This window comes from Streptodolium elevatio, from assembly GCF_053592165.1.
On record NZ_JBSFVE010000007.1, the window covers coordinates 70978 to 88882 of the forward strand.

The 17905-nt window shown below is 72.3% G+C and carries 14 protein-coding genes, 2 tRNA genes and 1 pseudogene; 7 read left to right on the plus strand and 10 right to left on the minus strand.

The genetic code is table 11. The features are described from left to right. Positions 1 to 57: 57 nt before the first annotated feature. A complete protein-coding gene (gene dnaG / locus ACWD12_RS15305; RefSeq protein ID WP_450099929.1) occupies positions 58 to 1968 on the plus strand; it encodes a DNA primase in 1911 nt (636 codons plus the stop codon). 114 nt (positions 1969 to 2082) lie between these two features. On the opposite strand, the gene ACWD12_RS15310 is transcribed toward dnaG, so the two are convergent. After that, a complete protein-coding gene (locus ACWD12_RS15310) occupies positions 2083 to 3552 on the minus strand; it encodes a DHA2 family efflux MFS transporter permease subunit (protein ID WP_450099930.1) in 1470 nt (489 codons plus the stop codon). 69 nt (positions 3553 to 3621) lie between these two features. Beyond that, positions 3622 to 4239, minus strand: a complete 618-nt coding sequence (locus ACWD12_RS15315) for an NADPH-dependent FMN reductase (protein ID WP_450099931.1) — start codon at positions 4237 to 4239, stop codon at positions 3622 to 3624. 121 nt (positions 4240 to 4360) lie between these two features. Between ACWD12_RS15315 and ACWD12_RS15320 the strand changes: the two genes are divergently transcribed. The 3 genes from ACWD12_RS15320 to ACWD12_RS15330 all read left to right on the plus strand — a co-directional run bounded on the left by ACWD12_RS15320 (position 4361) and on the right by ACWD12_RS15330 (position 8050). Further along, the gene (locus ACWD12_RS15320; RefSeq protein WP_450099932.1) at positions 4361 to 5161 is read left to right on the plus strand and encodes a TetR/AcrR family transcriptional regulator; all 801 of its coding nucleotides are present in this window, start codon (positions 4361 to 4363) and stop codon (positions 5159 to 5161) included. Between the two features lie 146 nt (positions 5162 to 5307). After that, a complete protein-coding gene (locus tag ACWD12_RS15325; RefSeq protein ID WP_450099933.1) occupies positions 5308 to 6453 on the plus strand; it encodes a sigma-70 family RNA polymerase sigma factor in 1146 nt (381 codons plus the stop codon). 130 nt (positions 6454 to 6583) lie between these two features. Continuing rightward, complete coding sequence (locus tag ACWD12_RS15330; protein ID WP_450099934.1) at positions 6584 to 8050, plus strand: FGGY family carbohydrate kinase; 1467 nt, start codon at positions 6584 to 6586, stop codon at positions 8048 to 8050. A 130-nt stretch (positions 8051 to 8180) separates the two neighbouring features. On the opposite strand, the gene ACWD12_RS15335 is transcribed toward ACWD12_RS15330, so the two are convergent. After that, a complete protein-coding gene (locus tag ACWD12_RS15335) occupies positions 8181 to 8489 on the minus strand; it encodes a YtxH domain-containing protein (RefSeq protein ID WP_358348105.1) in 309 nt (102 codons plus the stop codon). 263 nt (positions 8490 to 8752) lie between these two features. On the opposite strand from ACWD12_RS15335, the gene ACWD12_RS15340 reads away from it, so the two are divergent. Together ACWD12_RS15340 and ACWD12_RS15345 are read left to right on the plus strand one after the other, a co-directional pair. Further along, positions 8753 to 8825: transfer RNA gene (locus ACWD12_RS15340), tRNA-Asn, on the plus strand. 514 nt (positions 8826 to 9339) lie between these two features. Next, positions 9340 to 9413 (plus strand) — tRNA-Ile (locus tag ACWD12_RS15345). A 274-nt stretch (positions 9414 to 9687) separates the two neighbouring features. Here the strand turns inward: ACWD12_RS15345 and ACWD12_RS15350 are convergent. Beyond that, complete coding sequence (locus ACWD12_RS15350) at positions 9688 to 10797, minus strand: SGNH/GDSL hydrolase family protein (protein WP_450099935.1); 1110 nt, start codon at positions 10795 to 10797, stop codon at positions 9688 to 9690. 528 nt (positions 10798 to 11325) lie between these two features. Between ACWD12_RS15350 and ACWD12_RS15355 the strand changes: the two genes are divergently transcribed. Then, on the plus strand, positions 11326 to 11820 hold the full coding sequence (locus tag ACWD12_RS15355; protein WP_358348110.1) for a DUF3145 domain-containing protein: 495 nt from the start codon (positions 11326 to 11328) through the stop codon (positions 11818 to 11820). Positions 11821 to 11940: 120 nt separating this feature from the next. Here the strand turns inward: ACWD12_RS15355 and ACWD12_RS15360 are convergent, their stop codons facing one another. The 6 genes and pseudogenes from ACWD12_RS15360 to ACWD12_RS15385 form a co-directional block, all read right to left on the minus strand. After that, positions 11941 to 12186, minus strand: coding sequence for a hypothetical protein (locus ACWD12_RS15360; RefSeq protein WP_358348113.1), 246 nt, complete (start codon positions 12184 to 12186; stop codon positions 11941 to 11943). 176 nt (positions 12187 to 12362) lie between these two features. Then, entirely contained in the window at positions 12363 to 13784 is a 1422-nt protein-coding gene (locus ACWD12_RS15365; protein ID WP_450099936.1) for an acyl-CoA carboxylase subunit beta, read from the minus strand. Between the two features lie 40 nt (positions 13785 to 13824). Continuing rightward, the gene (gene fabF / locus ACWD12_RS15370; RefSeq protein ID WP_358348119.1) at positions 13825 to 15123 is read right to left on the minus strand and encodes a beta-ketoacyl-ACP synthase II; all 1299 of its coding nucleotides are present in this window, start codon (positions 15121 to 15123) and stop codon (positions 13825 to 13827) included. Between the two features lie 151 nt (positions 15124 to 15274). Then, entirely contained in the window at positions 15275 to 15517 is a 243-nt protein-coding gene (locus ACWD12_RS15375; protein WP_358348122.1) for an acyl carrier protein, read from the minus strand. A gap of 142 nt (positions 15518 to 15659) precedes the next feature. After that, positions 15660 to 16670, minus strand: coding sequence for a beta-ketoacyl-ACP synthase III (locus ACWD12_RS15380; RefSeq protein ID WP_450099937.1), 1011 nt, complete (start codon positions 16668 to 16670; stop codon positions 15660 to 15662). Positions 16671 to 16977: 307 nt separating this feature from the next. Beyond that, positions 16978 to 17904 (minus strand): annotated as a pseudogene (locus ACWD12_RS15385) (ACP S-malonyltransferase); the annotation flags it as partial. Between the last annotated feature and the right edge of the window lies 1 nt (position 17905).

Genomic DNA, 17905 nt, shown 5'->3' on the forward strand with positions numbered 1-17905 from the left:
GCGACGTTACCGGCCGCGCCACCGGAGCTGTCGCTCCGGCGACGTACACTTCAGCCCATGGCGGGCCGGATTCGTGACGAGGACGTTAAGCGGGTCCGCGAAGCGGCTCGTATCGAGGACGTGGTCGGCGAGCACCTCCAGCTCCGCAACGCGGGCGGCGGCAACCTCAAGGGCCTGTGCCCCTTCCACGACGAGAAGTCCCCGTCGTTCAACGTCTCGCCCGCCAAAGGCCTGTACCACTGCTTCGGGTGCCAGGAGGGCGGCGACGTCCTCGAGTTCGTGATGAAGGTCGACCACCTCACGTTCTCGGAGACGGTCGAGCGGCTGGCAGGGCAGTACAACATCGAGTTGCGCTACGAGGAAGGCGGCTACAACCCCGGCCGCCAGCAGGGGCAGCGGACCCGGCTGGTCGAGGCGCACAAGGTGGCCGCGGCGTTCTTCGCCGAGCAGCTGGGCTCCACCGAGGCGATGATCGCCCGGCAGTTCCTCGCCGACCGCGGCTTCACGCAGGCGGACGCCGAGCACTTCGGCGTCGGGTACGCCCCGGCCGGCTGGGAGCACCTCGTACGCTTCCTGCGCGGCCGCGGATTCTCCCCGCAGGAGATGCTCACCAGCGGCCTGGCCAGTGAGGGCCGCAAGGGGCCCATGGACCGCTTCCGGGGCCGCCTGGTGTGGCCGATCCGCGACATCAGCGGCGACGTGATCGGCTTCGGCGCCCGCCGCCTCCGCGAGGACGACAACGGGCCCAAATACCTCAACACCCCCGAGACGCCGATCTACAAGAAGTCCCAGGTGTTGTACGGCCTGGACCTCGCCAAGAAGGACATCGCCCGCACCGGCCGCGCCGTCGTCGTGGAGGGCTACACCGACGTCATGGCGTGCCACCTCTCGGGCGTCACCGGTGCCATCGCCACCTGCGGCACGGCGTTCGGCGAGGAGCACATCAAGATCCTGCGGCGCCTGCTCATGGACAGCGGCGAGTTCCGGGGTGAGGTCATCTACACGTTCGACGGCGACGCCGCGGGGCAGAAGGCGGCGCTGCGCGCGTTCGAGGAGGACCAGCGGTTCGTGACCCGCACGTTCGTCTCGGTCGAGCCGAACGGCATGGACCCCTGCGACCTGCGCCAGGCCCGCGGCGACCAGGCGGTGCGCGACCTGGTGGACGCGCGTGTGCCGCTCTTCGAGTTCGCGATCCGCAGCCGCATCGAGGGGTACGACCTGGCGACCGCGGAAGGCCGGGTCGCGGCCCTCGACGCCGCCGCGCCGATCGTCGCGGACATCAAGGACCAGGCACTGCGGCACACCTATGCGGTACGCCTCGACTCCTGGCTCGGCTTCCTCGACGAGCGCTTCGTCGTCGGCCGGGTCGGCCAGCTGGCCCGGTGGAAGCGCGAGCGCGCCCGCGGCGGCCAGCCGACCGGGCGCGACGGCCGCCCGGACCCGCAGCGGCAGCCGACGCCCGCGTCGCAGCAGCGCGGCTTCCGCGCCGACGTCCGCGACCCGCGCCAGATGGTGCAGCGCGAGGTCCTGAAGCTGGCGTTGCAGTACCCGTCGTTGGTCGCCCGGGTGTTCGACAGCTACGGCACCGACGAGTTCACCGTCCCGCCCTACGCCGCCGTCCGCGAGGCGATGACCGCCGCCGGCGGCCTCAACGGCCCGTCCGCGCACACCGGTTGGATCCCGGCGGTTCGCGAGTCGGCCGCCGACGACGCGGTCCGCGCGCTGGTCACCGAGCTTGCCGTCGAACCGGTGCGTACCCCCGGCGCCCCCGACGAGCTGTACGCGGGGGAGTGCCTGGTCCGGCTGCGTACCTTCTCCGCCGACCGCCGCATCGCCGACGTGAAGTCGCGCCTCCAGCGCCTCGATCCGGTCGCCGCCCCCGAAGAGTACGCCGCGACGTTCCAGGAGCTGATGGACCTGGAGAAGTACCGCCGCTCGCTGATCGACGGCGGCGCCTCCGCACTGTGACGTGCGGGGCGCCTCCGTGATCTGAGATGCGGAGCGCCCCGTGCTCCGGGCTGCGGAGCGCCCCGTCCAGCACGCGCGGGACGGCTCCCGTTCAGACGTACCGGACGCCCCTGGTCAGCTCTCGTGGACGACCGGCGCCTGCGGCCCGGGAGCCATCGCGCGGGCCACCCGGGACGCCGGGACGAGCGCCAGCACCAGCAGCGCGATGCCGACCGCGTAGCTCACCTGGAAGGCGCCCGGCGCGTCCGCGGCCGCGCGGCCCGCCAGGGCGTTGGCGAGGACCAGCGAGATCAGCGCCGTACCGGCCGACGCGCCCACCTGCTGGACGATGTTCAGCAGAGTGCTCGCCACCGGCACGGCCTCGGGCCGGAGCGTCTGCATCGCGGACGCCATCGTGGGCATCATCGTCATGCCCATGCCCCCGCCGGTGGCGAAGAGTGCCGCGCCCAGGGCCCAGTACGAGGCGCCGGCCCCCACGAGCACCGCGAACGTACCGAGCCCGACGACCGAGAGCGACAGCCCGGTCAGCAGGATCCGCCGCGGCCCGACCCGGCCGATGAGACGCGCGCCCAGCGGCATCGTGACCAGCGTGCCGAGCCCCGACGGCACCAGCAACAGGCCGGTGGCGGTGGCGCTTTCGCCGCGCACCATCTGGTAGTACATCGGCGCGAGCAGCATCATCCCGAAGAACCCGCACATGAACAGCGCCAGCGTGGTCGCCGACATCGCCACCGCCCGTTCGCGCAGCAGCCGCAGGTCGATGAGCGGGTGCTCGGTGCGCAACGCGTGCCGCACGAACGCCGCGACCAGCAGCGCTCCCGCCGCGGTCGGCAGTGCGGCCGAGACATCGCCGAAGTCGCCGTGGTGCGCACCCGTCGTCAGCCCGAAGATCAGCGCGGACAGCCCGGGGGACAGGAGAAGCAGCCCCTTGACGTCCAGCGGCCGGGTGGGCGACGGCTCGTCGGGACCGAGTACGCGCGCCGCGAGCACCAGCGCGAAGACCGCCAGCGGCACGTTGAGGTAGAAGATCCAGCGCCACGAGACCGCGTCGACCAGCCAGCCGCCGACGAGCGGGCCGGCCATCGGCGCGAGCTGCATCGGGATGCCGACGATCGCCATGACCTGCGGCATCCGTTCGCCCGCACGCCTCGTCATGATCGTCATGCCGACCGGCATGATCATGCCGCCGCCCAGGCCCTGGAGCACGCGGAACGCGATCAGCGACTCGATCGACCACGCCATTCCGCAGAGCACCGAGCCGCCGAGGAACAGCACCACCGAGGCCATGAACACGCGTTGCGTGCCGAAGCGGCCGATCGCCCACGCACTCACCGGGATCACCGCGGCCAGCGCGAGCGTGTACGCGGTGGCGACCCACTGGACGGTCGCCAGCGACGTCGAGAAGTCCGACGAGAGCCTGTTGAGCGAGACGTTGACGGCGGTCATGTCGAGGCCGGTCATGGCCATGCCGAGGACCACCACGAGGGCGACCGCCAGCAGGTTCCGGTCGAGTTTCCCCGGCGGCGGCGCGGTTCCCGGTGCCTCTCCCGGGCTGTCGTACCTCTTCGGTGCGGTCGTGGTCATCACGGGGCTCCGATTACTCGTCGGCGGGGTGGCAGGGGGCAGCGGGCGCCGGCGGATACGGACGGCGGCTCAGGAGCCGTACGGCCGGGCGGCCTTGGCGTCCCGTAGCGCCCGCGCCCACCACACGACCTGGTCGAGCATCGTCTTGGCGGCGGTGCCGCAGCCCTCCGGGTCACGGGGCTCGGACCCCTCGAACGTGCCCGCGGCGCCGTGGAAGCTGACCGTGTCGCGGACCGTGACGGCGTGCAGTTCGGCGAACACCTGCCGGAGCTGCTCGACGGCGCGCAGGCCGCCCGCGAGGCCGCCGTACGCGACGAACCCGATCGGCTTGGCCTGCCACTCGACGTAGTGCTGGTCGATCAGGTTCTTCAGTGGTGCCGGGAAGCTGTGGTTGTACTCCGGCGTCACCACGACGAACGCGTCGGCGGCGGCCAACCGGGGCGTCACCGCGGCGAACAGCGCGGCGTCGGCCGGGGCCGGGTCGCCCCAGCCCATCGTGTACGGGACCGGCGTCTCGACCAGGTCGACGACGTCGACCACCAGGTCCTCACGCTGCTCGGCGAGCCCGGTGAACCAGGTCCCGACGGTCGGACCGAAGCGGCCGTCGCGGGTGCTCGCCAGGACGACGGCAAGGCGGACCGGGGTGGTGTCGGCGGCGGAAGTGCCGGTCGTGGCGGTGGCGGTCATGGGGATCCTCCCGAGGAGCGGCGTGTGTACGGCGTATCGAGCTGCGTACACCGTACACATCAATGTGTACGGTGTACAACCCTTGATACGGTGTACGCAACCAGCGAGAGGAGAGCCGTCCATGGCCCAGGTGGACGAGAAGCCGAACGACCCTCCCGGCAAGTCGGCCGGCAGGCCGGTCGACGACTCGGCGGACAAGCAGGCCCAAGCGCCCCAGGTGTCGATCTGGGAGCGCATGGAGAAGCCCGCCAAGGCTCCGCGCACGACCCTGACCCATGCCGCGATCGCCGCCGCGGCCGTCGAGATCGCCGATGCCGAAGGCCTCGACGCCGTCTCGATGCGCAAGCTCTCCGGGCACCTCGGCGTCACGACGATGGCGCTGTACCGCTACGTCGCGAACAAGGAGGAACTGTTCGAGCTGATGCTCGACGAGGCGTACACGAAGTACCGCAACCCCGCCGTGCCCGACGAGACCTGGCGCGATGTCCTGCGGGTCCACGCCCACCAGATGCGCGGCATCGCGATGCGCCACCCCTGGACCGTCGAACTCGCGCTGCGCAGCGTCGTCAGCATCACGCCGCGGGTCATGGCCAGTGTGGAACGCGCGCTCGCCGCCTTCGACGGGCTGGGCCTGGACATCGACGCCATGGCCGACGGGCAGTACGCCGTCATGGCGTACGTCCGCGGTGCCATCACCGACGAAGTCGGGCACCTCGAACTGCTGAAGAACCGCCAGTGGCAGTCCCGCGACGACCTCCGCGAGGCGTACGCGCCGCACATGAAATGGCTGATGGAGACCGGGCGTTACCCCGTCTACCACCGTTACGGGCTCGGCGCGGTCCGCAAGGACGACACCGAAGGGCGCTTCGAGTTCGGACTCGACTGCGTGCTCGACGGCATCGCGGCGAAACTGGGTATCTGACCGCCCGGCCTAGGAGACACGCCGTGCCGTAATCCTCGGATTACCCCTGATTCCGCCGGATCTGCCATAGCCCGCCGACAATTTCGTCATTCTCGGCGGGTTCACACTCTCGGCATCCGGGTGCCACGTGCTCCAAACTGGGGGACGTGCAGCAGCACACAACGAGGCGCGCGGAGGCGCCCGGCCGGCCGCCTCCGCAGGACACGAGGACGGACGCCCCCGACGACCCGGCCGTGACCGCGGACCCCGGCACGCCCGCACGCGCGACGGGGCCCGACCCTCCGCCCGAACCCCCGCCCGAGTCCGAGTCCGAGTCCGCGTCCGCGTCCGACGAGGCCGAGCCCGCTCCCGAAGCCCCGGTTCCCGACGACTCGCACGGCCCCTCCGCCGACCTCCTGCGCCAATACCTGCGCGAGATCGGCCGCATCCAGCTCCTCACCGCCGCCGACGAGGTCGAACTCGCCCGGAGCGTCGAGGCCGGGCTCTTCGCCGAGGAGAAGCTCGCCCGCGAGCCCTCCCTCGACGACCCCGCCCTGCGGGCCGCGCTCGAACACCTCGTCGCGGAAGGGTGCGCGGCCAAGCGCCGCCTGATCGAGGCCAACCTGCGGCTCGTGGTCTCGGTCGCCAAGCGGTACGTCGGACGCGGCCTGAGCCTCCTCGACCTGGTCCAGGAGGGCAACCTCGGACTCATCAGAGCCGTCGAGAAGTTCGACTACACGCGCGGCTACAAGTTCTCCACGTACGCGACCTGGTGGATCCGCCAGGCGATGAGCCGCGCGCTCGCCGACCAGGCCCGCACGATCCGCGTACCGGTGCACGTCGTCGAACTCATCAACCGGGTAGTACGCGTGCAACGCCGCCTCGTGCAGGAGCGCGGCGAGGAACCGACCCCCGAGGACCTGGCCGCCGTGCTCGACCTCGACCCCGCGCGGGTGGTGGACGTGCTGCGGCTCGCCCAGGAACCGGTGTCGCTGCACACGCCCGTCGGCGAGGACGAGGTGCTGCTCGGCGACATCGTCGAGGACGCCGACGCGGCCTCGCCCGCCGAGTCCGCGGCGTACCTGATGCTCCGCGAACATCTGGAGGCGCTGCTCTCGACGCTCGGCGACCGGGAGAAGAGCGTCGTGCAGATGCGCTACGGCCTGGCCGACGGGCAGCCGCGCACCCTGGAGGAGATCGGACGCAAGTTCGGCGTCACGCGCGAGCGCATAAGGCAGATCGAATCGCGCACGTTGTCCAAGCTCCGCGACCGGTCGTACGCCGACCAACTGCGCGGCTACCTCGACACGTGACACCAGCCGTACCAAGGGCCGTACCAACGGCCGGGCCCAGGTCGGGACCCCGTCTCGGGCCCGGCGCCGGCCGGGTCCGGGACGTACCGTCCGGCCTCGCGCCGTCCCCGCCGCCTCCTAAACTGCCGCCATGGTCAGCATGCGCGGTCGTCTCGTCGCCGGGGTCCACTGCTCGCACCGGGCCGCCCGGATCGTCGTGTGCGACGGTGACACCGGCGACATCCGCCGCCAGGCCGTGGTCCGCTTCGCGGACGGCGCGCACGGCGACCCGGTGTCGTGGCTGCGGGCGTTCGGCGAGGCGGCCGGCGGCGGCACCCTCGACGACGTGGAGGCCATCGGCGTCACCGCCCAGGGCCACGGCCTCATAGCGCTCGACGCCACGGGCGTCGTGGTCGCCCCACCCCTGCCGCACGACGACATCAGCGCATCGGGCGCCGCAGCCGAACTCGTCGAGGAACTGGGCGGGCCGCAGGAGTGGTTGACCGCCACCGGACTCGTCCCGAACGCCGCCACCGCGGTGTCCCACCTGCGCCGCTTCCTGCGCTTCGAGCCCGAGGCCGCCGCCCGCGTCGTGGCCGCCGCTCTCCCGCACGACTGGCTCACCTGGCAACTCCTCGGCTGCCCGGCCGAGTTGACCACCGACCGCTCGGACGCCTCGACCACCGGCTACTGGTCGCCGCATACCGGCGGCTGGCGCGAGGACCTGGCCGAGCAGGCCTTCGGGCGCCCGGTACGCCTGCCGCGCCTCGTCGGCCCCGGCGAGACGGCCGGGCGCACCCCCGAGGGGCTGGTCATCTCGGCGGGCGCGGGAGCCGAGGCGGCTCTCGCCTTCGGCCTCGGCCTCGAACACGGCGACGTCGTCATCGCGGTCGGCGCGGCGGGCGCGGCGTTCGCGGTGCACGACGCCCCCACCGCGGACCCCATGGTCGCGGGCCTGGCGGACGCCTCCGGGCGGCGGCTGCCGATCGTCCGCACCCTCAACGCGGTCCGCGTGCTGCGCGGTGCCGCCGCGATGCTCGGCGTCGACACGGCCGGCTTCGACGAACTCGCGCTCCGGGCGACCCCGGGGGCGTGCGGGCTGGTGATGCTGCCCTACCTGGACGGGGAGCGCGTGCCCAACCTCCCGCACGCGGCGGGCACGTTGACGGGGCTGCACCGCGAGAGCATGACGCCCGAGGCCTTCGCCCGGGCCGCGGTCGAGGGCATGGTGTGCGGGCTGGCCGACGCCCTCGACGTGCTGCGGGCCTGCGGGGTGGTCGTCGAACGGGTGATCCTCGTCGGCGTCGGGGCCCGCTCCGCGGCGGTGCGCTCGGTCGCCCCCATGCTCTTCGGCGTCCCGGTCGCCGTCCCGGAGCCGACCGAGGCGGCCCGCGCGGCCGCGCTCGGGGTGGCCCGGCAGGCGGCCTGGGCGTTGTCCGGCAAGCCGGACGTCCCGACATGGCCCCGGTCCGCCACCGTGTTCGCGGGGGCAGGCGAGGAGGACCTCGCGGTCGGCATCGCGGTACGCGAGCAGTACGCGGAGGTGCGGGACGGGCTGCATCCGGAGGCCGCGTCGCGCGACGCGGGCGGGGTGACCGGCCGGCACCGCCGCGGCTGACCGGTCGGCGCGTAGCCGGCGCGGCCCGGCGCGGCCGTGCGGCCGCCGTCCGGCCGGGACCCGGGCGGCGAGCCGGTGACGCACGCGGTACGCCCGCCGGGCCGACCGGCCGTCCTACCGGTCGGCGGCCCTACAGGCCGTCGTCGTACCGCCGGTTCGCCGCGGTGTGCCCGTTGTGGTGGACGCCGTCCGACGAGGCGAACTTGTCCGGCAGGTGGCGGCCGACGCGCTCCGGCAGGTGCTCGCCGAGCTTCTGCACGGCCTTGCCGCCGGCGTCGCGGCTGAAGCCCGCCGCCGCGTGGCCGGCGCTCTGCACGGGCGCGCTGTCGACGACGCTGCGGGTCGCCTTGCGGATCTGCTCGTACCGGTCGCGTCCGGCCTTGGCGCCCAGGACGTACCCGACCGCGAGGCCGGCGACGAAGGTGATGCGGGTGCCCATGGGGAATCCCTCCATAAGGTGCGGTCCCGTCGATTGCTGCGAGTCCACGACTACCCGCGACGACGGCAGGACAACCGCCGCGGGGGCAGGCCGGGGCACGGCACGGGAAGCCGGGGTCGGTCGCGAGTCTGCCAGGTGGGGGCCCGCAGGTCGGGTGTGCCCCGCCGACCGCGGGCGTATCGCCCCGGAAAACCCGTGTACGAGGCACCCCTCGGAGTGCGCTAATGTATTCCACGCAGCGATCGCCAAGGCGGTCAGCGCAATCCCCTGTAGCTCAATTGGCAGAGCAGCCGGCTGTTAACCGGCAGGTTACTGGTTCGAGTCCAGTCGGGGGAGCAGCCCCACGAAGATCCCGGCAGGCAAGCCCCATGGTCATCACCATGGGGCTTTGTGTTGTCGCGGTTTCGTCCGCCGTTCCGTCGTCGGCCGTCGCCGTGCTGTCGTCGTGCGTCGCCCATACGCAACTGCGGACAGCCGGCGCGCAGCCCGCAGGCAGCTCGTGTCGATCCCGCTCCGCGCGCGTTCGACCCGCCGCCACCCCGCAATCGACACGGCTCCCGGTGCGGACTCGGGGTGGACCCGGCAGCCCGCTGGCAGCCCTCTGGTCGCGGTGTGGCCGCACTCGGCCTTCACCCGAACGCAGCATGCCGGCGGAGCGGAACGCGAAAACGGCTGCCTGGCACGGCTTTTCACCCGATCACAGGCGGTACGCGACGGCAGGACCGGTGCGCGGACGGCGTACCGGGAGTGCGTGCGGGGAGCGCGGAGGGCGGCCGAGAGGAAACCCGGCGAGCAGGGTTGCATCGCGAACGGCTATGCTGCCGGGGCCGATACAGGTAGGTGTCGGCACGGGGCGGTAGCTCAGCCGGTTAGAGCAAGGGACTCATAATCCCTCGGTCGTGGGTTCGAGTCCCACCCGCCCCACTCACGTCGGCGCGCATGATCGGCCGACCGATGACGTGGTTTCCTCCGAAGGTCCGGAGGGAACCGTACGCACCAGGTGCGAACGCCGATCACGGATTGTGTTTGCCCGGCTACTGTCGCGCTTCGCCCGCGAGCTTAGCAACACTGTCCGCAACGAACCGCGACGTTTCACCCGTTCGGGTGGGTGGCGTTGGGGTGGCGCCCGAGCGGCGCGTACTCCGGTCCGCTAGGTGCCGCGCGTCCACGACGCCGATCCCCGCCGACCGGAAAACGACTACGCCTGCCAGCGGAAGCCGTTGCGGCTCGTGAGTTCGGCGATGACTCCCTGGCCCTGGCCGCTCGGGTGGAACCAGTCCCAGTGGCTCAGGTCGTTCTTCGTGAACCGGTGCGCGTTGACCGCGCCGCCGTCGTAGCGGCACTGCTCCGCCCACTCGTTGCACGTCTTGCGCAACACCTCGTTGTACGCGACGACCCGGTCCCGCACCCGTTGGCGCCGTTCGATGTCGTCCGGCTTGGTGGACTCCGGATCGGCCAGCACGGTCTGGCAGATGCCGGTCGACCACACCGCCCGGGCCAGGCGCTCGCCGCGCGCCACCTCCCACAGTCGTGCGACGTCCGGAACGCTCACCACGAGCACGCGCACACCGGGCAGCCCCTGGCGCAGCACGGTCAGCCCCTCGCGCAGCTGCTGCTCGAAGTCGGAGACCGACGTCATCTGCGACTCCTTGTCGCGGCAGGCGTCGTTCGCGCCGAGGAGGATCGTGACGTACTCCACGCCCTGTCCGACGGCGACGCGGGCCTGGTCGTCGAGTTCGTTCATTCGCGCGCCCGTACGCGCGTCGTTGTGCACCGCGTCGCGCGGCACCCCGAGGCGCTTGGCGTGACTGTCGACGTCGTCGCCCGTCGCCCACGACTTCGACGGGCAGTCCTTCAGCGGCACCGAGCACGCGTCGTACCCGCGCGTTATGGAGTCGCCGAGCGCTGCCATCGACCTCGGCTTGGGGAACGGGCCGGACGGCCGCGCAGGTGCCTTGCTCGTGGCCGCGGACGGCCCCGTCGACGGGGTGGTGGTCCGTGCGGATGTGGTCGGCGAGGACGTGGCAAGGGGAGCGGCCGACGTTCCGGGCGGCCCGGCCGGAACCACCCCCAGCTCGTCGCCCGCGCGCTGCACGTTGTCGGAGCCGCCGCCCGAGGAGCACGCGGCGACCGCGGCGAGGGTGAGAGAGGCCAGGACGGCGCCGGCTCTGCGGCGGAGCGTTCCGCGTATGCCCGTGCCACGCCCCGGTGTTCGCCTGCCGGCGCCCTCGGCCCGAGCCTTTGCCGCCCCCGCGCGCGGCATGGTCGCCCGTGCGCGCGGCAGCCCCGCCCCGCTCCCGATGCCCACTGTTGCCCCCTCCGTCCCCACCCACGCGGATTGCCCGGCCGAATCCTCCTGCGCATCCGCGCCCCGCCGCCTACCCTCGAACACATCGGGTGTCGCGGGCGGTTGGCGTTTGCGGCTCCTCCTGACGGTATGTCATCCCTTCGGGTGAATGCTGGGGTGCGGAGGGATGGGTTCGGGATCCGCGGGGCAGGGTGAGTGCAGTGGCTCACAAAATCCGAGACTGTGAGTGACGTTTGGAACTCCGGTTTCCGGTGTAATCCTGATCGTGTATACGGAGAGTGATTGTTTCGCGTGGTGCTTCCGATGTGCGTGAGGCACTGCGTGAGGCACAATGAATCGCACAAACCGCGCGTAGGAGCACATGCGGCCGGTTCCGGCCGGCAGCCGAGGAGCTGAACCGCACAACAGCAGAACAGCAGGACGCAAGAAGACGGACGCACGGTAGGGCACGTGGGTCGGAGCAGGTGATCAAGGCAGGTCCCGAGGCCGCTGGGGAAGGCGAACCTCGTCCTTAGCCTGGAGGTCCCGGTGACGACACGTGGAGTCTTGTACGTGCACTCCGCGCCGCGCGCGCTGTGTCCCCACGTCGAGTGGGCCGCACAGGGCGTTCTTGGCGTGCGCCTGAGCTTGGACTGGGTCCGTCAGCCGGCCGCGCCAGGGATGCTGCGCGCTGAGATGTCGTGGCACGGCCGCCCCGGCACCGCGGCCAAGTTGGCGTCCGCGCTGCGCGGATGGCACCTGCTGCGCTTCGAGGTGACCGAGGAGCCGTCCCCCGGCGCCGAGGGCGAGCGCTACAGCAACACCCCGGACCTCGGCATCTTCCATGCCGTCACGGGCGCGCACGGGGACATCCTGATCCCCGAGGACCGCCTGCGCGCGGTGCTCGGCCGGGCCGCGCGCGGCGAGTGCGACCTGCAGAGCGAGATCGAGAAGCTGCTCGGCAAGCCGTGGGACGACGAGTTGGAGCCGTTCCGCTACGCGGGTGAGGGTGCGCCGGTGCGCTGGCTGCACCAGGTGGTCTGAGCCCGGCCGCCCCGTCCGCCCCCGTTCGGGCCGGCGCCGACCCGACAACCGGCACGCACCGCAGCGGTACGACGAGGGGCCGCTCCCGACCGGGAGCGGCCCCTCGTCGTACCGTCCGCCTCAGCTGCCGGAGCCGCCGAAGGACGTGTCGCCCGAGCCGCCGAACGAGGTCGTGCCCGAGCCGCCGAAGGAACCTCCGGCGTACCAGAGGTCGGTGGGGCCGAACCAGTTCGACACGGGGTTCAGCTGCTCGACGGGCACCGTGAGCGCGGTGGAGTCGGCGGCGTCGGCGTGGGCGGCGGGTGCGACGGCCGCCCCGACTCCGAAGGCGACGGCGGTGGCCACGGCGGCTCGGCTTACGCGCATGAGAGGACCTTCCTGGCTGGACGGATGGACACCCCGCCCAACGACCGGACGCCGCGCTTCGGCACACCGCGTCACCCTGACGGCCCAACGGTTGTCCACGGTCGCCCGGGAAGCGCAAACGCCGGTGGGCGGGCCGAGGAGAACAACCCTCGGCCCGCCCACCTTCGTTCGTGTCCCTACAGCGGGATGTTCCCGTGGGCGCCGCGCACCTGCGGGGCCTCGGCGATGGCCTTCGCCAGCGCCACGCGGCTCTCGTCCGGGTCGATGATCTCGTGCACGACGCCGATCTCGACGGCGCGCTGCAGCCCGCCCGCGACCTTCTCGTGCTCGGCCGCGAGCTCCTGCTCGACCTGTGCCTTCAGCTCGTCCGGCACTTCGGCCAGGCGGCGGCGGTGCAGGATGCGGATCGCGGCGACGGCGCCCATGACGGCCACTTCGGCGGTCGGCCAGGCCAGCACCTTCGTGGCGCCGAGCGACGCGGCGTTCATGGCGATGTACGCGCCGCCGTACGACTTGCGGGTCACCAGCGTCACGCGCGGCACCGTGCACTCGGCGAACGCGTGCAGCAGCTTCGCGCCGCGGCGTACGACGCCGTCCCACTCCTGCCCGACGCCCGGCAGGTAACCCGGCACGTCCACGACCACGACCAGCGGCACACCGAACGCGTCGCACATGCGCACGAAGCGCGCGGCCTTCTCCGCCGACGCCGAGTCCAGGCAACCGCCGAGGCGCAGCGGGTTGTTGGCCACGACACCGACCGTGCGCCCGCCGAGGCGGCCGAGCGTGGTGGTGATGTTCGGCGCCCACTTCGGGTGCAGTTCGAGGCCCGGCTGGTCGAGCAGGTTCTCGACGACCGGGTGCACGTCGTACGCCCGCTTCGCCGACTCCGGCAGCAGGGCCGCCAGTTCGCGGCGGTCCAGGCGCGCGCCGTCGATCTCGCCCTGGTTCGCCAGCAGGTCGGCGAGCTGCCGGGCGCGGTCGAGGGCGTCCTGCTCGGAGTCCGCGACGACGTGCACGACGCCGCTGCGGCGGCCGTGCGGCTCCGGGCCGCCCAGACGCAGGGCGTCGACGTCCTCGCCGGTGACCGAGCGCACGACGTCCGGACCGGTGACGAAGACGCGGCCCTCGGGCGCGAGGATGACCAGGTCGGTCAGCGCCGGGCCGTAGGCGGCGCCGCCCGCGGCGGCACCGAGCACCACCGAGATCTGCGGGATCTTGCCGGAGGCCAGCGTCATCGCGTGGAAGATGCGGCCGACCGCGTTCAGCGAGGCCACCCCTTCCTGGAGGCGCGCGCCGCCGGAGTGGAACAGGGCGATGATCGGGCAGCTCTCGGCCAGCGCCCGCTCGTAGGCCTCGACGACGACCTGGCAGCCCTCGACGCCCATGGCGCCGCCCTGCACGGTCGGGTCGGAGGCATACGCGACGACGCGCGCGCCGTTGACCGTGCCGACACACGCGAGCATGCCGGAGCGGTCGTAAGGCGAGATCTCCTCGTAGCTGCCTTCGTCGACGAGACGCTGCAAGCGCAGCCGCGGGTTGCGCGGATCGCTGTCCCGGTCGGGCTTGCCGGGTACGGCGGCCGCCGGTCGGTTCTCCATGACTGTCATGTTGAGGGGAAAGCTCCGTCCTGAACGGGCGTCAGCCCGCGCTGCGGAAGGCGACGACCACGTCGTGTCCGCCGAATCCGAACGAGTCGTTGAGCGCGACGATCTCCCCGTCCGGGAGCGGACGCGGGTCGTTCCGGACGATGTCGAGGCAGACCTCGTCGTCCGGGTCGTCGACGTTGATGGTGGGCGGAGCCATACGGTGGTAGACCGCGAGGACGGTGGCGACCGACTCCACGGCACCGGTGCCGCCGAGGAGGTGGCCGGTCATCGACTTGGTGGAGGTGACGGTCACCTTGTCGGCGGCCTCGTCGCCCAGCACCGAGCGGATGGCCTTCAGCTCCGTGATGTCGCCGGCCGGCGTCGAGGTGCCGTGCGCGTTGATGTGCACGACCTGGTCGACGGAGGCGCCGGCGTCCTCGATGGCGTAGGCCATCGCGCGGGCGATGTCGCGGCCCTCGGGCTCGGGCTGCGCGATGTGGTGGCCGTCCGAGGTCATGCCGGCGCCGGCGACCTCGGCGTACACCCGGGCACCGCGGGCGGCGGCGTACTCGGCGCTCTCCAGCACCAGGCAGCCGGCCCCCTCGCCCATGACGAAGCCGTCGCGGCCCTTGTCGTACGGGCGCGACGCACGCTGCGGCTCGTCGTTCCGCTTCGACATCGCCATCATGTTGGCGAACGCGGCCATCGGCAGCGGGTGGATGGCCGCCTCGGTGCCGCCGCAGACCACGACGTCGGCGCGGCCCGAGCGGATCATCTCCAGGGCGTACGCCACGGCCTCGGCGCCGGACGCGCAGGCGCTCACGGGGGTGTGCACACCGGCCCGCGCGCTCAGCTCGATGCCGACGTTGGCGGCCGGGCTGTTGGGCATCAGCATCGGGACCACGAGCGGTCCGACGCGGCGCGGGCCCTTCTCCTTGAAGACGTCCCACGCGTCCAGCAGCGTGGTGACGCCGCCGATGCCGGACGCGATGACCACGCCGAGCCGGGTGGGCTCCACGGTGGCACCGGTGCCGTCCTCGGCGGCGGTGTTCTTGGCCGTGTAGCCCGCGTCCAGCCACGCCTCGCGGGCGGCGATCATGGCGAACTGCGCGGACCGGTCGAGCTTGCGTGCCTCGACCTTCGGCATCACGTCCAGCGGTTCGACGGCGATGCGGCCGGCGAACTGCACGGGGAGCTGCTCTGCCCACTCCTCGGTCAGCGTGCGGATGCCGGACTTGCCGGCCAGCAGTGCGGACCAGGTCGATGCGACGTCGCCGCCGACCGGAGTGGTCGCGCCCAGACCGGTGACGACCACGGTGCGCGGGGTCTCGGTGCGCTTGGTCGGGCTCACTGGAAGATCACTCCCACGAAGGTTGGAACGGAAGGTGGTTCTGACGCCGGTCGGTGGCCGGCGGCCGGCGGGTCCGGGTCCCGGTTGTCCCGGCGGGATGTCCGGGCGGTCGTGCCCGGGACCCGGACCCGCGGTCGGCCTCGGTCGGGTCTCAGGCGGCCTTGAGGATGTAGTTGACGGCGTCGCCGACGGTGCGCAGGCCCTTGACGTCGTCGTCCGGGATCTTGACGTCGAACTTCTCCTCGGCGGCGACGACGACCTCGACCATCGACAGCGAGTCGATGTCCAGGTCCTCGGTGAACGACTTGTCGAGCTGGACGTCCTCGACGTCCGTGCCCGCGATCTCGTTCACGATCTCGGCGAGACCCGCGAGGATCTCCTCCTGCGTTGCCATGGTGCTCCTTGAATGCGTCGGTGTTGCCTGTGGTGGTTGTCCTCGGCCGTGCGGTGTGCCGGCCGATGTGCAGAAGTCCTGGATGCCCCGGGAACCCCGGAAGCCGGGAAGGTCCTGGGGAAGACCGCGGGTCTGCGCGGGACTAGGGAAGCGTAATGACCTGGCCCGCGTAGACGAGACCGGCCCCGAAGCCCATGACGAGCGCGGTGCCGCCGCTGGGCGCCTCACCGGTTTCGAGCATGCGCTCCATGGCCAGCGGGATGGACGCCGCGGAGGTGTTGCCGGTCTCGGCGATGTCGCGTGCGACGGGCACCTCGGCGGGCAGCTTGAGGGCCTTGATCATCGCGTCGGTGATGCGCATGTTGGCCTGGTGCGGGATGAACGCGTCGAGCTCGGCGGCCTCGACGCCGGCCGCGTCCAGGGCCTCCTTGCACACCTTCGCCATCTCCCACACGGCCCAGCGGAAGACCGTCTGGCCCTCCATGCGCAGCGTCGGGAAGGGGGCCTCGGAGTTGTTCCGCAGCTCCTCCCACGACTCGGTCTGCGTGATGGTGTCCTTGTTGGCGCCGTCCGAGCCCCAGACCACCGGGCCGATGCCCGGCACGTCGGACGGGCCCACCACGACGGCGCCCGCGCCGTCGCCGAAGATGAACGCCGTCGAGCGGTCGTCGGGGTTGGTCAGGTCGGACAGCCGCTCGACGCCGATGACCAGCACGTATTCGGCGCTGCCACCGCGCACCATGTCGTTCGCGAGGGTGAGCCCGTAGCAGAAGCCCGCGCACGCGGCCGACACGTCGAAGGCCGCCGCGCGACCGCCGCCGGCGCCGAGCCGGTACGCGATCTCGGTCGCGATCGCGGGGGTCTGCTTGAGGTGGGTGACCGTCGAGACGATGACGCAGCCGACCTGCTCCGCGGAGACACCGGCGTGCGCGAGGGCCTTGCCGGCCGCCGCGATCGACATCTCGGCGACGGTCTCCTCGGAGTTGGCCCAGCGGCGCGTCTTGATCCCGGAGCGCGACTGGATCCACTCGTCGGACGAGTCGATGCGCTCGATCAGTTCGGAGTTGGGCACGACCCGCACCGGACGGTAGCCGCCGACACCCAGGATGCGGGCGTGCGGTGCTCCGACGGCGGGACGGATGGATGCGGTCACGCTGCGGCCTCCCGGTCGACGATGCTGGTTCCTGCGCGAACGGTCACGCGAGTCACACCGATCCCTGCGGGTGGATGCGCAGCAGCGGCATCCCCGGGGCGACCGGGTCCCCGTCCTCGACGAGCCATTCCACCACCGTGCCGCCGTGCGGGACGGTGACGGCCTGCTCGTCGCGGTGCGAGCGTACGACGCCGACCTCGGCGCCCGGCGCCAGGTCGTCGCCGGGCCGGACCTCGGCGCGGTGCACGGTGCCCTTGAACGGCGCCACGACCAGGCGCCAGGTGGGCGACGCGTCGATCTGGCTCGGCGTCCCGTGCTTCTCCACGAGGACGCGGGCCGCGTCGAGGTCGTCCGGGGTCTTGAGGGCCAGCGTCTCGACGCCGGGCAGCGCGCGCTTGGCGAGCCCGGTGAGGGTGCCGGCCGGGGGCACCTCGATGATCGCGGTGACCCCGAGGTCGCGCATGGTCTCCATGCACAGGTCCCAGCGCACCGGGTTCGACACCTGGCTGACCAGGCGCTTCACGATCTCGCGCCCGTCGTGCAGCACGGTCCCGTCGGTGTTCGAGATGTACGGCGTGCGCGGGTCCCGCACGGTGACGCCGGGCACCAGCTCGGCGAGCCGGTCGACGGCCGGGGCCATGTGGTGCGTGTGGAACGCGCCGGCGACCGCGAGCGGGCGTACCCGCGCCTTCTCGGGCGGGTCGGCGGCGAACGCCGCGAGCTGCGGCAGGGTGCCGGCCGCGACGATCTGGCCGGCGCCGTTCATGTTGGCCGGGGTCAGGCCGTGTTCGGCGATCTTGGCGACCACCTGCTCGGCGTCCCCGCCGAGGACGGCCGACATGCCCGTCTCGGTCACCGCCGCCGCGGCCGCCATCGCCTTGCCGCGCTCGCGCACCAGGACCATCGCCGACTCGGCGGTGATCACGCCGGTGCCGGCCGCGGCGGTCAGCTCGCCGACGCTGTGCCCGGCCGCGCCGCCGACCACGCGGTACGCGTCGGAGGGGTGCGGGAACAGCGCGAGTGCCGCCACCAGACCGGACGCGACCAGCAGCGGCTGGGCCACCGCCGTGTCGCGGATCGCCTCGGCGTCGGCCTTGGTTCCGTAGTGGATGAGGTCGAGGCCGGTGACCGCGGACCACCACGTGAGGCGGTCGGCGACCCCGGGCAGGTCGAGCCAGGGCGTGAGGAAACCGGGAGTCTGGGCACCCTGTCCGGGCGCGACGAGTACGAGCACG

What these genes read in the sequence shown, in the direction of transcription:
- dnaG (WP_450099929.1), top strand. Translation starts at nt 58, where the DNA reads ATGGCGGGCCGGATTCGTGACGAGGACGTTAAGCGGGTCCGCGAAGCG.
- ACWD12_RS15310 (WP_450099930.1), bottom strand. Translation starts at nt 3,552, where the DNA reads ATGACCACGACCGCACCGAAGAGGTACGACAGCCCGGGAGAGGCACCG.
- ACWD12_RS15315 (WP_450099931.1), bottom strand. Translation starts at nt 4,239, where the DNA reads ATGACCGCCACCGCCACGACCGGCACTTCCGCCGCCGACACCACCCCG.
- ACWD12_RS15320 (WP_450099932.1), top strand. Translation starts at nt 4,361, where the DNA reads ATGGCCCAGGTGGACGAGAAGCCGAACGACCCTCCCGGCAAGTCGGCC.
- ACWD12_RS15330 (WP_450099934.1), top strand. Translation starts at nt 6,584, where the DNA reads ATGGTCAGCATGCGCGGTCGTCTCGTCGCCGGGGTCCACTGCTCGCAC.
- ACWD12_RS15335 (WP_358348105.1), bottom strand. Translation starts at nt 8,489, where the DNA reads ATGGGCACCCGCATCACCTTCGTCGCCGGCCTCGCGGTCGGGTACGTC.
- ACWD12_RS15360 (WP_358348113.1), bottom strand. Translation starts at nt 12,186, where the DNA reads ATGCGCGTAAGCCGAGCCGCCGTGGCCACCGCCGTCGCCTTCGGAGTC.
- ACWD12_RS15365 (WP_450099936.1), bottom strand. Translation starts at nt 13,784, where the DNA reads ATGGAGAACCGACCGGCGGCCGCCGTACCCGGCAAGCCCGACCGGGAC.
- ACWD12_RS15375 (WP_358348122.1), bottom strand. Translation starts at nt 15,517, where the DNA reads ATGGCAACGCAGGAGGAGATCCTCGCGGGTCTCGCCGAGATCGTGAAC.